Consider the following 12,713-nt stretch of genomic DNA (forward strand, 5'->3'; position numbering starts at 1 on the left):
GGCGCCGGCCTGGGCTTGCGGGCGGCCGGGCCCGTACGGACGGGCCTGCGTCAGACCTTCGTTGCGGGTGCGCGCCGTGCGGCGGCGGGGCGGACCAGGCGCGCGATCACGGCGGCGGCGTCCGGCCGGCTGAGCATGGTGTAGTGGTCGCCGGGGCTGCGGTGCACCTCCAGCCCGTGCGGGGCGAGCGGCTCCCAGCCGAGGGTGCGGTCGCCGGGCAGCAGGCTGCGTTCGGCGGTGACGAGCACCAGCGGCACGGTGGCGGGCCGGGCGGTGTAGGGGGCGGTGAGCCGGTTGTTGCGCAGCAGCCCGTCCACGTAGGTGTCGTAGAGCTTGCGCAGGCCGGCCGGTGCGGTGTCGGCGGGCAGGGCGCCGCCGGCCGCGGCGGCCGCGAGGACGTGGCGCAGGCCGTCCTCGGTGCCGCCGCCGGCGAGCAGCTGTGGGTCGACGTCGACCGGCCGGCCGCGCTTGGCGCCCAGGTACATGGCGAACCAGCCGAGCAGCAGTGCCGGTTCGAGGGCGTCGTCGGGCTGCTGGTACTCCGGGGTGGGCGCGATGCTGTCGAGCAGGACGAGCCGGTCGGGCCGCCGCCCGACGGGCATCCGCTCGACCAGGGCCTGGGCGACCACGCCGCCGAAGGACCAGCCGGCCAGGGTCCGCGGGCCGCCGTCGTCGAGGGCTTCGAGTTCCCCGCCGATACGGTCGGCGAGTTCCTCGACGGTGGTGTCGGCGCGGCCGCCGGTGAGGGCGGCCTCCCAGTAGGCGGGGTGCCCCGACAGGTCGAGGACGGTCAGTCCGGTGCCGGGCGGCAGCGCCTCGGCGAGGGTGCGGTGGACGCCGGCGGCGAGTGCGCCGGGGTGGACGAGGAAGACCGTGCCGAGGCCGTCGCCGGCCTCGGTCAGCCGGTGGACGACGGCGGGGCCGGCGTCATGCCGAGGCCGCATGGTTCTCCCCGGCGCGTGCGGCGGACTCCTCCGCGATGTACTCGGCCAGGTCCTTGATGCTCGGGTGGTACCAGAGGGTGGTGGTCCCGAGTTCGAAGCCGAGCCAGTTCTCCATCTCCCCGGCGAGGATGAGCGCCTCGGTCGAGTCGAGGTCGAGCTCGTCGAAGTACGTCTCCGGCGGAACGTCCTCCGAGGGCACTGAGAGCCGGTGGGCGATCTTCTCGATCAGCCACTGCTGGGCCTCAACGGCGGTCACGACAGGCACGGTCGGTCCTTCCCCAGGGTACGGTGATTTCGTCCGGTCGGAACATTTTCCGAGAGCCACCCGCAGGTAAATCGGCGGCAAAGCCGATACTGCGGGAAGGCAGCCCGAATCACGCGCCGACGGCGCGCGGCAGACACGGAATCCGGGCTCTTCACACGATGGCGCGACCGGCCGCGACCGGCGGACGACAGGCCTCTGCCTGCGACAACTCCGGTACGGCGGGCGGTCGTTCAGTGGTTGAGTGGTGACGGAGAGAGCGCAGCGGGCAGTTCCGCCGCGTCCCGGGTCAGGACCGTACGCGAGTGGCATTCACGCATGCAACCAACTCCGCGTAAATCAACGCGGTTGCAACGCCGAGGAAATGTACTGACCGGACGGAATATCGGTCCGAAACTCTGCCCGTAAAAAGAAAATTGATGCGCCGTCCGGCCCGTGCTTCGAATACGCACGCGCCTTGGCGCGTCCGGCCGGCGGGCGGACGGCGGCCCGGACGGCCGGCACCGCCGACATGGTCCAGAGTTCAACGACCCCTTGCCGCCCGCTCCGGCGCCTGGTTATGGTCACGTCAGCGCGCCGCGGCGACCCCGCGGCTGTGCGCCGACCACCGCACGGAGGGGGATCGAGGACGTCATGTCCGCGGACTGGCAACGGAAACGGCCGTCGGGCGACGGCCCTCGGACCGAACTCCCGTGGCGGCGAACGACGAGGGGCGGGCCCGCCGCCCGGCAAGGCCCGCCCCTCCGACACGCTCTCAGCCCAGCTGCACCACGGCGCGGGACATGCCGAGCACCTTCTGGCCGCCGCTGGTCGCCAGCAGGTCGACGCGCACCCGGCGGCCGTCCAGCAGCGCCGCGACCTTGCCGGACACCTCGATCACCGCGCCGACGCCGTCGTTCGGCACCGGCACCGGCTTGGTGAACCGCACGCCGTACTCGACCACCGCGGCCGGGTCGCCGACCCAGTCGGTGACGACCCGGACCGCCTCGGCCATGGTGAACATGCCGTGGGCGATGACGTCCGGCAGGCCGACCTCCAGCGCGAACTTCTCGTTCCAGTGGATCGGGTTGAAGTCGCCGGAGGCGCCCGCGTACTGCACCAGCGTGGCGCGCGTCACCGGGAAGGACTGCGCCGGCAGCTCGGTACCGACCTCGACCTCGTCGAAGCTGATCGCCATCGGGTTCACTCCCCCGCCTCGTCGGCCGCACGCGCGACCAGGGTCATGATCGACGTCACCACGTGCTCGCCGGACTCGTCGGCGACCTCGCCGCGCACCGACAGCACGTCGTTGCCGGCCAGCGACTTGATCGAGTCGATCGTCACGGTGACGGTCAGCCGGTCACCGGCCCGCACCGGGCGGGTGTACGCGAACTTCTGGTCGCCGTGCACCACCCGGCTGTAGTCCAGGCCGAGTTCCGGGTCGGTCACGACCTGTGCGGCGGCGGCGTAGGTGATGACGAACGGGAAGGTCGGCGGCGCGATCACGTCCGGGTGGCCGAACGCCTTGGCGGCCTCCGGGTCGGTGTACGCGGGATTGGCGTCGCCGACGGCGACGGCGAACTCGCGGATCTTCTCCCGGCCGACCTCGTACGGCGCAGTGGGCGGGTAGGTCCGCCCGATGAAGGAGGGGTCGAGCGGCATGGGCAACTCCTCTGATCAACCGTCATGCAGACATGCAGAAATGACTCCAGGCCGCGCCCCGCGAGGGGGAGCGGCCTGGAGTCGAGGCAAAGTCAGCGGGTCTCGCGGTGCGCCGTGTGGGCGTTGCAGCGCGGGCAGTGCTTCTTCATCTCAAGACGGTCCGGGTCGTTGCGCCGGTTCTTCTTGGTGATGTAGTTCCGCTCCTTGCACTCCACGCAGGCCAGCGTGATCTTCGGGCGGACGTCGGTGGCAGCCACGGGAGTGCCTTCCTGGGACAACGAATAAGAACACAGACAAGTGTAGCCGATCGGGAGGATGACCCCCCGATCGACTACGCGGGGTAGCGGTGACCGGACTTGAACCGGTGACACAGCGATTATGAGCCGCTTGCTCTACCAACTGAGCTACACCGCTTTGATGAGCGACCATCCGCCGGAGCGGAGGGACTTTCACCAGAGCCCCCATGCGGAATCGAACCGCAGACCTTCTCCTTACCATGGAGACGCTCTACCGACTGAGCTATAGGGGCGAACGAGGAAGAGATTACACGGTTCCGGGCCAGAGGTGAAATCCGTATCCGGCGCGGAAGAGCCCAGGTGGGGCGGGCCGCACGGACGCCCGCCGGACGTGCGGCCGTTCGAGGCGCCGCGCATCCCGACGGCCCGACCGATACGACTTTCCCCCGCCTCCGCGGCGACCGTGCGCCTGCGTCCTAGGCTCGACCAGCAGCAGGCCTCGGCGGCCCCGGACACCCCGGGCCGCGCGGGGCCGCCCCGCGCGTGTCCGCCCCGGCCGGGCGGCACGGCCCGCGGCGGACAGCGGCCGGCACGGAGTCTGGAGGACGCGGATGACCGGGGCAGACGCACCCGCCGGCGGGCCGCCCGGCCGGGAACCCGTCCTGCTGCTCACCGGCGCCCGGCTCGCCGACGGCCGGCTGGTGGACGTCCGGATCTCCGGGGAGCGCATCCAGGCGGTGGGCACCCCGGGCGGGCTCGGCCCGCTGCCGTCGGCGGCGGGCCCGGCGGGCGGCACCGCCGGAACACGGATCGACCTCGCGGGCTACCTGCTGCTGCCCGCCCCGGCCGAGCCGCACGCCCACTACGACACCGCCTTCTCCGCCGCCCTGCCCGGCCCGCCGCCGGACGGCCCGCCGGAACTCGTCCGCCGGGTCACCGAGGCCGCCCTCACCGCACTCGCCTACGGCGCCACCGCCCAGCGCACCCACGTGCGGATCGGCGACGCGCACGGGCTCGGCCGGCTGGAGGCGGTCCTGACCGCGGCACGGGCGCTGCACGGGTTGGTGGAACTCCAGGCCGTCGCCATGCCCCGGCTGCTCACCGGCCGGGCCGGCGCGGACGGCCGGGCGCAGCTGCGCGAGGCGCTCCGGCTCGGCGCCGCGGCGGTGGGCGGCTGCCCGGAACTCGACCCCGACCCGGTCGGGTACGTGCAGGTGCTGCTGGAGGCCGCACGCGGGGCGGACCGCCCGGTCGACCTGCACTGCTCGGGCGCAGACCCGGGCCGGCTCGCCCGGATGGCGGGCGTCCTCGCGCCGTTGCGGCCGAGGGTGACGATGGGCCCGTGCGACGCACTGGCGCCGGGCGCGTCCACCGTGCTGGCGAACGCGGGCGTCCGGGTGGTCTGCCTGCCGCAGTTCGGCGGCTGCGCCGGCGTCGAGCGGCCGCCCGGCGGTCTGCCGCCCTCCGTGGTGCGGGAGTTGACGCGGGCCCGGGTGCCGCTGGCGGCGGGCAGCGGGGCGCTGCGGGATCTGGCGGCGCCGGTCGGACGGGCCGATCCGCTGGAGGCCGCCTTCCTGCTGGCGTCCTCGGGCGCGCTGGGCCCGGAGGAGGCGTACGACGCGGTCGCCGGCCGGGCCCGGGCCGTGCTGGGGCTGCCGCCCGTCCGGGTGGACGCCGGCTTTCCCGCCGAGCTGTTGGCGGTCCGCGGCGACGGGCTCGCCGGGGTGCTGGCCGGCGGGCACAGCCGGGTGGTGGTCCACCGCGGCCGGGTGGTCTCCCGCACCAGCGCCGTCCGCGAGTTCGCCGACACCGTGGCGCTGGCGCTGCCCCGGCAGCCCCTCCCGGAGGACTGACCACCGGGCACGCGGCATGCCGGGCACGCCGCGCGGGCGGGCCGCACCCCCGTGCCCGGCCCGCCCGCGCGGCTCCCCCGTGCCGCGCCCTCGGGTGAGCTCGCGTCAGCGGCCCCGGGCCGAGAACTGGACGCTCGCGTTGTTGCCCGAACCACCGCTCTTCGAGACGTAGAACTTCAGGTCCGTCCCCGTGGAGTCGTACGAGTTGGAGCCGACGTACGGGTCGTTCCGGTGCACCCGGACCAGGCGGCCGTTCAGCACCGGGTTCGCGCGGTTCTCCGGGAAGAACCGGGCGTAGCCCTCGGTGCCGGTGGCGAAGGCGTTCGACTCGGACGACCAGCCGCCCGTCCCCTGGTCGTAGATCCGGACGGGCGGCTGCGCCGTCCAGACGCCGCGGCCGAGGCCCCGCTCCCCGTGGGTGAGGGGGGTGGGGGATGAACACCGGATCGGCAACGGCCGAGCACGCCGTCAACGCCCCGGCCCGCTCCGGGTGGCGGGCCGTATCTTCGTTCCGTGGCTGCGGCACCGGTGCCGCAGCCACCTGGGCGACGGGGAAGGACGAGGCATGTTCGGTCTGATGGTCCGCTTCACCTGCAAGGACGAGCCCTCGGCGGCCGCGTTCGACGACCTGGTCGGGCGGACGGGCGCACTGATCCGGGCCGGCGAACCGGGCACGCTGGTCTACGCCGTCCACCGCGTGGACGGGCGCCCGCTGGAGCGGATCTTCTACGAGCTCTACCGCGACCGCGCCGCCTTCGACGAGCACGAGTCGCAGGACCACGTGAGGGCCTTCCTGGCCGAGCGGGAGCAGTACCTCTCCGCCACCGAGGTCGACCGGCTCGACCTGGTGTCCGCCAAGGGCGTGGACGTCGGGCACTGAGCCGCCGGCGGCCGACAACGAAACAGCCCCCGACCTGCGTTTCCGCAGATCAGGGGCTGTTTTCTATCCTGTGGCTGGTGCAGGGTTCGAACCTGCGTAGCTTGCGCGACAGATTTACAGTCTGCTCCCTTTGGCCGCTCGGGCAACCAGCCAGGATGGCGTCCCCCGGGGCGCTGCCCCGTTCGACGCGGTAAACAATACCTGATGGATGGGGGTGGTTCGCCACTCGGTTGCCGGGGCCGTGATCACGGGCCGGCCGCGGCGGACGGGGCGGTGCCGGGCCGCGCTGGATAGGCTTGGGCGGCGCCCGTGCCGTACGGCCGGGCAGTGACCGTGCAGCCAGTACCCAAGGAGACCAACACAAATGGCCGACTCCAGTTTCGACATCGTCTCGAAGGTCGAGTGGCAGGAGGTCGACAACGCGATCAACCAGACCTCCCGCGAGATCGCCACGCGCTTCGACTTCAAGGGCGTCGGCGGCGAGATCAGCCGGTCGGGCGAGAAGATCGAGATGAAGGCCAACGGCGAGGAGCGGGTCAAGGCGATCCTGGACGTCCTCCAGAGCAAGTTCATCAAGCGCGGGCTCTCGCTGAAGGCCCTGGACGCCGCCGAGCCCCAGCTGTCGGGCAAGGAGTACAAGATCTTCGCGGACGTCAAGGAGGGCATCACCACCGACGACGCCAAGAAGGTCGCCAAGATCATCCGCGACGAGGGCCCCAAGGGCGTCAAGGCGCAGGTCCAGGGCGACGAGCTGCGCGTCAGCTCGAAGAGCCGCGACGACCTGCAGGCCGTCCAGGCGCTGCTCAAGGGCAAGGACCTGGACTTCGCGATCCAGTTCGTGAACTACCGCTGACCCTGCCGCGACCGGGCGGCGCTGCCGCCCGGAGCGCGAACGCGCCGGGGCCCCGGACCGTGACGGTCCGGGGCCCCGGCGCGTCTCCGTGTCCGGCGGGTGCCGGGCCCCGTCCTTCGGATCCCGTCGGAGCGGCGCCCGGGTCAGCCCCGGACCCAGTCGGCGGAGTGCCGCTGCGCGCCGAGCCCGACCGCGTCGAACTCGTCGAACCGTCCCTCCGTCACGGTCGCGCCCAGCCGGCGCAGCGCCTGCGAGATGGGGGTGCCCTCGGCGGGGCGCGCCTCGTCCTCCTCGGTGCGCAGCGGCCCGAGCGCGATCCGGCCGTGCAGCCAGACGGCGGCCCGCTGGGTGCCGGTGCCGCCGAAGAAGTCGGCCTCGACGTATGCGATCGCACCCGCCTGCGACCAGGCCTCCAGTCTGCGGCCGAACCCGGCGGGGAAGCGGGTGAAGCCCGGCTCGGCACGGTCGCCGGGGACGTTCAGGACGCCGTGCAGCCGCTCGGTCATCGGGATCAGCGCCAGGCCCTGCGCCAGTCGCGCCACCTGCGCGGTCGGCACTTCGGCCGCCACCACGTCGAGCAGGTCGGCGGTGGCGAGCAGAGCGTTGAGTTCGTATGACATTCCGTCATTCTGCGCTGCTCAGCGCCGTCGGGTCAGCCGAATATTCGAACTGACTATCCATCGGTCAGGATGGGGGTATGACGAGTCCCTTCCGCCGTCCGACGGCCGAGGAGCTGGCGGCCGCGCACGACGCGACGATCCCGGACGTGGCGGCGCCCGGGCTGCGGGTGCTGTTCTGCGGGATCAATCCGGGCCTGTGGTCCGGCGCCACGGGCCGGCACTTCGCGCGGCCGGGCAACCGCTTCTGGCCGGCGCTGCACCGGTCCGGGTTCACGCCGAGGCAGTTGCGGCCCGACGAGCAGGACGAACTGCTCGGGTACGGCCTCGGCATCACCAACGTGGTGGCGCGCACCACGGCACGGGCGGACGAGCTGACCGCGGAGGAGTACCGGGTGGGCGGGGCGGCCCTGGTCGACCGGGTGGAGCGGTTGCGGCCGCGCGTCCTGGCGGTGCTGGGCATCGGCGCGTACCGGGCGGCGTTCGGGCGGCCGAAGGCCCGGGTCGGGCCGCAGCCCGAGGGCATCGGCACGACCGCGGTCTGGGTGCTGCCGAACCCGAGCGGGCTCAACGCGCACTACACGCCGGACGGCATCGCCGCCGAGTTCCGCCGGCTGCGCGAGGCCGTCGAGGCGGGCGCAGCGGCCGAGGCGGGCGGGGGCGGGGCGGCGGGGGCGGCGGAGGCGGACGGGCGCTGAACCGCCGTCAGCCCGGCCGGCAGCGGCGCCGACCGCAGCTCGCGGACGAGCGCGCGGACGGCCGCCGTCCGGGCGAGGGCCGGTGTGGTGACGTACCCGACCCGGCGGCTCGGCGGCTTCGGGCCCAGGTCGGTGACGGCGAGACCGGGCGGGGCGCCGAGCAGGCTGAGCCCCGGGACCACGGCCATCCCGATGCCCCGGGCAACCAGCGAGAGCACCACGGTGTCGTCCTCGACCCGGATCGTGGCGGGCGGCATCCAGTCCTGTTCGGACCACCAACTCCTCGTGTACGAGCTGCAGTTCTCGTCCCAGTCGATCAGCGGGAGCTCCTTGGGCCGGGGGTGGCCGGCCGGGTGGACGAGCGCGTAGGACTCCTCGAAGAGGGGCACCACGACCAGGCCGGGCAGCGGTTCGACCGTCGGGTCGACGGTGGCGATGCCGAGGTCGGCCCGGCCGTCCGCGACCTCACCGGCGGTGCCGGGGCCCAACTCCCGTACGATCCGCACCTGCGGGGCGAGACCCGGGTGCCGGGCGGTGACCCCGGCCAGCACCGCGGGCAGCAGGTGCGCGGCCGCGCTGCGGAAGGACGCCACCACCGGCCGCCCGGTGATCTCGCCGGTCGACGCCTCCCGGACCTCGGCCGGCATCGCCGCCAGCAGCCGCAGCACCTGCCGGGCGTGCGCGGCGGCCCGTTCGCCCGCCGGGGTGGGCCGGGCGCCGTGCCGGCCGCGGTCGAACAGCACCGCGCCGAGCTTGCCCTCCAGGGTGCGCACCGCGTGCGAGACGGCGGACTGGGTCAGCCCGAGGGCCGCCGCCGCCGCGGTGAAGCTCCGCTCCCGGTCGACGGCGGCCAGGATGCGCAGCTCGTGCGGGGCGAGGTCGGTGTCCCGCCGCGGGGGTCCGTCGGTCATCGGGCCACCCTACCGCCGTTCCATGAACGGGATTCATGGACAGGCGCCCTCCCATCGACGGCGGCCCCTGCCCGGCACCCCCGGGCCCGGCCTACGGTCGTGACCGATCCCGGAACCCGTGTCAGGAGCACCGCCGTGTCCCGTACCGCCACCGCCTTCACCGCCGTCCACCAGGTCGCCCGGCCGGCCGGACCGCCCTCCGCCGAGGACTTCGCCTTCGTCACGGACGCACTCCCCCCGACCCCCGAGGGCCGGGCCCTGGTCGAGAACGTGCTGCTCTCCGTGGACCCGTACATGCGGGAGGAGATGGACGGCGGGTGGGCGCTGGACGCCCCGCTGGAGGGCCGCACGGTCGGCCGGGTGGTGGAGTCCCGCACCCCGGCCCTCGCCGTCGGCGACCTCGTCTTCCACCGCCGGGGCTGGCGGACGCACGCCCTGGTCACCCCGGACGAGGCCCGGGTGCTGCCGGACCTGCCCGGCGTCCCGGCGAGCGCCCACCTCGGACTGCTCGGCGGCACCGGCCTCAGCGCGTACGTCGGCCTGACCAGGGTGGCCCGGCTGCAGCCCGGCGAGGACCTGTACGTGTCCGCGGCGGCGGGCGGGGTGGGCAGCGCCGTCGGGCGGATCGCCCGGCTGCTCGGCGCCGGACGGCTCGTCGGCAGCGCCGGCTCCGCGGCGAAGGTCGCCCACCTCACCGGGCAACTCGGCTTCGACGCCGCCTTCGACCACCACGACGGCCCGATCGGCGAGCTGCTGCGGGCCGCCGCCCCCGGAGGCATCGACGTCTACTTCGACAACGTCGGCGGCAGCCACCTGGAGGGGGCCATCGAGGTGCTCCGCGACCACGGGCGGATCGCCTGGTGCGGGGCCGTCGCCCAGTACAACAGCGCCGAGCCGCCCGCCGCACCGCGGAACCTCTACGACGTGGTCGGCAAGAGCCTGCGGCTGGAGGGCTTCCTGGTCCGCAACCACCTGGCGGTGCGCGACGAGCTGTACGAGTTCCTGGTGCCGCACCTGCAGAGCGGCCGGGTCCGGTCCGACGAGACCGTGGTGGACGGCTTCGACCGGATCGTCCCCGCCTTCCTCGGCATGCTGCGGGGCGACACCGTCGGCAAGGCGCTCGTCCGGGTCTGACGCGGCCGCGGGTCAGTCCGCTGTGACGGCCGCGGGCCGGCCGGCGGTCAGCCCCAGCAGGTCGCGGTAGGTCAGCGGGACGACGGTGTGCGGGTGGCCGGCGGCGGCCCAGAGCACCGGGTGCGCCTCCAGTGCGGTGTCCACGACGGTGCGCAGCGGCGCCGGGTGGCCGACCGGGGCCACACCGCCGATCGCCTGGCCGGTGGCCTCGCGGACCTGCTGCGCGGTGGCCCGGGTGATCGGGCCGGTGCCGAGACGGTCGGCGAGGAAGGCGGTGTCCACCCGGTGGGCGCCGCTGGTCATCACCAGCAGCGGGGCGCCGTCGCAGACGAAGACCAGGCTGTTGGCGATCGCGCCGACCTCGCAGCCGAGGGCGGCCGCGGCCTCGGCGGCCGTCCGTGCGGAGTCCGGCAGCACCCGGATCTCGGCGGTGACGCCCGCGGCGGCGAGGGCCTCGGCGACCGGACGGCTGCGCTCGGGCAGTGCGGAGGTGTCGGTGGCCCGGTCGGTGGACGGGGTCGCGTTCATGGGGCTCCTTGCTCGGGACGGCTCCGCTCGGACGGAGCCGTCAGCCTGCTCCGCGGACGGTCGGCCTGTCCAACGGATTCGCGCCGGGTCGCCGGTGTCCCGGCCGTCAGGAGTGGCGGCGGGCCCGGGCGAGGATGCGGAGCGGGGCGAGCAGGCCGTAGCCGACGTCGCGGCGCAGGGCGCGGGCGCCGGCCCGTTCGACGGCGGTGAGCTGGTGGGCCATCAGCTCGGTCATGGTGCGGCCGACGGCCCGCAGTCCGGGGTCGGCGTGGTCGACGACGTCCGCGGCGGCGTCCAGGGCGCGGCGGGCGCGGCCGCACTGGTCGGCGAGCAGTGCGCGGACGGCGGCGGTGTCCCGGGCGGACGCAAGGTCCTCGGCGGTGACGCCGTGCTCGACGAGGTGCTCGCGCGGGATGCAGAACCGTCCGGCGGCGACGTCGCCGGCGAGGTCGGCGAGGAAGTCGACCCGCTGGGCGGCGTCGACGAACCGGCGCCAGGCCCGGGTCTGCTCGGCGTCCGGGCCGCCGGTGTACTGGAGGCCGGTGAAGACCAGGATGCCGGGCAGGGCGTAGGCGTCGAGGTAGTCCTGGTAGTCCTGCTCGGTCCCGAAGCCGGTGAAGGAGGCCTCGGCGGTGGCGGCGCCGGCGAGGAAGCCGTGCACCCAGTGTTCGGGGAGGCCGCGGGTGCGGACGGCGTGCGCGTAGGCCCGCAGCACCGGGTCGGCGCTGCAGCCGGGGGTGTCGAGCGCCTCGGCGGTGCGTTCGGCGAGGTCCTTGAGCCCGTCGGCCCGTTCCCGGGCGGTGCCGTTCTCGGCGGTGTCGTCGACGAGGTTCATGAAGGCGAGCCCGGCGGCCAGGTAGGGCACCAGCGCCGGGGCGGCGAGCAGGCGCAGCGCCAGGTAGGGCGCCTGTTCCCGGCGCAGGACACGCCGGGCGGCGGCGGTGTAGTCGGCACGCAGCGGCGGGGCGGTGACGTCGGCGGCGGTCAGGGTGGCGCGCCAGCTGGGCACGGATCTCCTCGGCGGCGGGGCGTACGGACCGGCCCACGGTAGCGCGCGGCCCGCGCCGCTCCGGCCGGCCGGGGTGCCGGGGTCGGGGCGGTGCGGGCGCGTCAGGGCCGGGCGGGCGCCCGGGCGTCAGGGCATCCGAGCGTCAGGCGTGAGGGCGTCGGGGCCGGGACTCACCAGCCGGCGAAGCGCTGGTCGGTGCTGACCACCTCGCGGCCGAGCGGTGCGAGGGAGATCGGGATCATCTTGAGGTTCGCCCAGCCGAACGGGATGCCGATGATCGACAGGAACAGCGGGATGCTGGTCAGGAAGTGGGCGATGGCCAGCCACCAGCCGGCGAAGATCAGCCAGATCACGTTGCCGACGCAGGAGGCGGGGCCGGCGTCGGGCTTGTCCACCGTGGTGCGGCCGAAGGGCCAGAGCACGTAGCCGGCGATGCGGAAGGACGCGATGCCGAACGGGATCGTGATGATCAGGATGAAGCAGATGATCCCGGCGACCGCGTAGCCGATCGCCATCCAGATGCCGCAGAACAGCAGCCACAGGACGTTGAGGATGAGTTCGACCACCTTCATACCGTCCAGCCTGGCACGCGTCGCCCGGGGCGGCCATCGAAACCCCTCGACGAGCGGCTTTACTCTTTCATTACTATAGGACGGCCGATTCCGCATCCCGGCTCCGCGCGCCACGCGACGGTCCGCCCTGCGCGCTGCCCGGATCCGCTGACGAGAGGACAGACGTCATGCCCGTTCCCCGAGTCCGGACGACCAGCCTGCCCGGTGTGGGCATCCAGTACGACCTGACGACCCGAGAACACCGGCACCTCTCCGTCATCGCCCACCGCGACGGCACCCGCAGCCTCAACGTCTACCGCGCCGACGACCCGGACGCCTGCGCGCAGGCCCTGCACCTGACCGCGGACGAGTCGACCGCCCTGGTGGACGCGCTGATGCCCGCTCACCACAGCCCCGGCGTGCTGCACACCACCGACCTCGGGCTGGTCGCCGAGCGCATCCCGCTCGGCGGCACCTCGTACTGGAACGGCCGGCTGCTCGGCGACACCAGGATGCGGACGGCCACCGGCGTCTCCATCGTCGCCGTGCTCCGCCGCACCGGCGCGGTGCCCTCCCCCGGCCCGGACTTCCGGCTG

16 protein-coding genes, 3 tRNA genes and 1 pseudogene are annotated in these 12,713 nt (G+C 74.1%); 6 read left to right on the top strand and 14 right to left on the bottom strand.

What is annotated here, in order from left to right:
* Positions 1-50: 50 nt before the first annotated feature.
* The 7 genes from IE98_RS0103270 to IE98_RS0103300 all read right to left on the bottom strand — a co-directional run bounded on the left by IE98_RS0103270 (position 51) and on the right by IE98_RS0103300 (position 3,376).
* Entirely contained in the window at positions 51-944 is an 894-nt protein-coding gene (locus tag IE98_RS0103270; protein ID WP_052390058.1) for an alpha/beta fold hydrolase, read from the bottom strand.
* On the bottom strand, positions 928-1,200 hold the full coding sequence (locus IE98_RS0103275; protein ID WP_234443387.1) for an acyl carrier protein: 273 nt from the start codon (positions 1,198-1,200) through the stop codon (positions 928-930). Before IE98_RS0103275 ends, IE98_RS0103270 begins: the two co-directional genes overlap by 17 nt.
* 760 nt (positions 1,201-1,960) lie before the next feature.
* A complete protein-coding gene (locus IE98_RS0103280; RefSeq protein WP_030263677.1) occupies positions 1,961-2,383 on the bottom strand; it encodes a MaoC family dehydratase in 423 nt (140 codons plus the stop codon).
* Between the two features lie 5 nt (positions 2,384-2,388).
* Positions 2,389-2,847: a MaoC family dehydratase N-terminal domain-containing protein gene (locus IE98_RS0103285; protein WP_030263680.1), complete on the bottom strand. Its 459-nt coding sequence runs from the start codon at positions 2,845-2,847 to the stop codon at positions 2,389-2,391.
* Between the two features lie 92 nt (positions 2,848-2,939).
* On the bottom strand, positions 2,940-3,104 hold the full coding sequence (gene rpmG, locus IE98_RS0103290; RefSeq protein ID WP_004571794.1) for a 50S ribosomal protein L33: 165 nt from the start codon (positions 3,102-3,104) through the stop codon (positions 2,940-2,942).
* Between the two features lie 84 nt (positions 3,105-3,188).
* A tRNA-Met gene (locus IE98_RS0103295) sits at positions 3,189-3,261 on the bottom strand.
* 42 nt (positions 3,262-3,303) lie between these two features.
* Positions 3,304-3,376, bottom strand: a tRNA-Thr gene (locus IE98_RS0103300).
* Positions 3,377-3,694: 318 nt separating this feature from the next.
* On the opposite strand from IE98_RS0103300, the gene IE98_RS0103310 reads away from it, so the two are divergent.
* On the top strand, positions 3,695-4,936 hold the full coding sequence (locus IE98_RS0103310) for a hydrolase (RefSeq protein ID WP_030263687.1): 1,242 nt from the start codon (positions 3,695-3,697) through the stop codon (positions 4,934-4,936).
* A gap of 105 nt (positions 4,937-5,041) precedes the next feature.
* Here IE98_RS0103310 and IE98_RS0103315 read toward each other — a convergent pair whose 3' ends face one another.
* Positions 5,042-5,389 carry a hypothetical protein gene (locus IE98_RS0103315; RefSeq protein ID WP_030263691.1) on the bottom strand — a complete coding sequence of 116 codons (348 nt, stop codon included), beginning with the start codon at positions 5,387-5,389 and terminating at the stop codon, positions 5,042-5,044.
* Positions 5,390-5,501: 112 nt separating this feature from the next.
* Here IE98_RS0103315 and IE98_RS0103320 point away from each other — a divergent pair, with 112 nt between their 5' ends.
* Complete coding sequence (locus IE98_RS0103320) at positions 5,502-5,816, top strand: putative quinol monooxygenase (protein ID WP_030263695.1); 315 nt, start codon at positions 5,502-5,504, stop codon at positions 5,814-5,816.
* Positions 5,817-5,887: 71 nt separating this feature from the next.
* Here the strand turns inward: IE98_RS0103320 and IE98_RS0103325 are convergent.
* Positions 5,888-5,968: transfer RNA gene (locus tag IE98_RS0103325), tRNA-Tyr, on the bottom strand.
* Between the two features lie 212 nt (positions 5,969-6,180).
* Here IE98_RS0103325 and IE98_RS0103330 point away from each other — a divergent pair.
* On the top strand, positions 6,181-6,669 hold the full coding sequence (locus IE98_RS0103330) for a YajQ family cyclic di-GMP-binding protein (RefSeq protein WP_030263698.1): 489 nt from the start codon (positions 6,181-6,183) through the stop codon (positions 6,667-6,669).
* Between the two features lie 143 nt (positions 6,670-6,812).
* On the opposite strand, the gene IE98_RS0103335 is transcribed toward IE98_RS0103330, so the two are convergent.
* A complete protein-coding gene (locus tag IE98_RS0103335) occupies positions 6,813-7,289 on the bottom strand; it encodes a hypothetical protein (protein WP_030263706.1) in 477 nt (158 codons plus the stop codon).
* 77 nt (positions 7,290-7,366) lie between these two features.
* Here IE98_RS0103335 and mug point away from each other — a divergent pair, with 77 nt between their 5' ends.
* Positions 7,367-7,984 carry a G/U mismatch-specific DNA glycosylase gene (mug, locus tag IE98_RS50420; protein WP_052390059.1) on the top strand — a complete coding sequence of 206 codons (618 nt, stop codon included), beginning with the start codon at positions 7,367-7,369 and terminating at the stop codon, positions 7,982-7,984.
* Positions 7,985-8,013: 29 nt separating this feature from the next.
* Here the strand turns inward: mug and IE98_RS45925 are convergent.
* Positions 8,014-8,895 (bottom strand): annotated as a pseudogene (locus tag IE98_RS45925) (LysR family transcriptional regulator); the annotation flags it as partial.
* A 135-nt stretch (positions 8,896-9,030) separates the two neighbouring features.
* On the opposite strand from IE98_RS45925, the gene IE98_RS0103350 reads away from it, so the two are divergent.
* Positions 9,031-10,029 carry an NADP-dependent oxidoreductase gene (locus tag IE98_RS0103350; RefSeq protein WP_030263713.1) on the top strand — a complete coding sequence of 333 codons (999 nt, stop codon included), beginning with the start codon at positions 9,031-9,033 and terminating at the stop codon, positions 10,027-10,029.
* A gap of 12 nt (positions 10,030-10,041) precedes the next feature.
* Here IE98_RS0103350 and IE98_RS0103355 read toward each other — a convergent pair whose 3' ends face one another.
* The 3 genes from IE98_RS0103355 to IE98_RS0103365 form a co-directional block, all read right to left on the bottom strand.
* Complete coding sequence (locus IE98_RS0103355) at positions 10,042-10,557, bottom strand: YbaK/EbsC family protein (RefSeq protein ID WP_052390060.1); 516 nt, start codon at positions 10,555-10,557, stop codon at positions 10,042-10,044.
* Positions 10,558-10,663: 106 nt separating this feature from the next.
* Complete coding sequence (locus tag IE98_RS0103360) at positions 10,664-11,566, bottom strand: squalene/phytoene synthase family protein (protein ID WP_052390061.1); 903 nt, start codon at positions 11,564-11,566, stop codon at positions 10,664-10,666.
* Between the two features lie 170 nt (positions 11,567-11,736).
* Positions 11,737-12,138 carry a YccF domain-containing protein gene (locus IE98_RS0103365; protein ID WP_030263718.1) on the bottom strand — a complete coding sequence of 134 codons (402 nt, stop codon included), beginning with the start codon at positions 12,136-12,138 and terminating at the stop codon, positions 11,737-11,739.
* A 167-nt stretch (positions 12,139-12,305) separates the two neighbouring features.
* On the opposite strand from IE98_RS0103365, the gene IE98_RS0103370 reads away from it, so the two are divergent.
* Positions 12,306-12,713, top strand: a 408-nt coding sequence (locus tag IE98_RS0103370) for a cation:proton antiporter regulatory subunit (RefSeq protein WP_043173353.1), incomplete at its 3' end; no start/stop codon positions are given.

It is taken from the genome of Streptomyces sp. NRRL B-24484 (assembly GCF_000717715.1).
In the GTDB taxonomy this organism is placed as follows: domain Bacteria; phylum Actinomycetota; class Actinomycetes; order Streptomycetales; family Streptomycetaceae; genus Kitasatospora.

Coding starts and splice junctions, on each gene's coding strand:
- IE98_RS0103365 (WP_030263718.1), bottom strand. CDS start 12,138: ATGAAGGTGGTCGAACTCATCCTCAACGTCCTGTGGCTGCTGTTCTGC.
- IE98_RS0103270 (WP_052390058.1), bottom strand. CDS start 944: ATGCGGCCTCGGCATGACGCCGGCCCCGCCGTCGTCCACCGGCTGACC.
- IE98_RS0103310 (WP_030263687.1), top strand. CDS start 3,695: ATGACCGGGGCAGACGCACCCGCCGGCGGGCCGCCCGGCCGGGAACCC.
- IE98_RS0103320 (WP_030263695.1), top strand. CDS start 5,502: ATGTTCGGTCTGATGGTCCGCTTCACCTGCAAGGACGAGCCCTCGGCG.
- IE98_RS0103330 (WP_030263698.1), top strand. CDS start 6,181: ATGGCCGACTCCAGTTTCGACATCGTCTCGAAGGTCGAGTGGCAGGAG.
- IE98_RS0103285 (WP_030263680.1), bottom strand. CDS start 2,847: ATGCCGCTCGACCCCTCCTTCATCGGGCGGACCTACCCGCCCACTGCG.
- IE98_RS0103335 (WP_030263706.1), bottom strand. CDS start 7,289: ATGTCATACGAACTCAACGCTCTGCTCGCCACCGCCGACCTGCTCGAC.
- IE98_RS0103355 (WP_052390060.1), bottom strand. CDS start 10,557: ATGAACGCGACCCCGTCCACCGACCGGGCCACCGACACCTCCGCACTG.
- IE98_RS0103280 (WP_030263677.1), bottom strand. CDS start 2,383: ATGGCGATCAGCTTCGACGAGGTCGAGGTCGGTACCGAGCTGCCGGCG.
- mug (WP_052390059.1), top strand. CDS start 7,367: ATGACGAGTCCCTTCCGCCGTCCGACGGCCGAGGAGCTGGCGGCCGCG.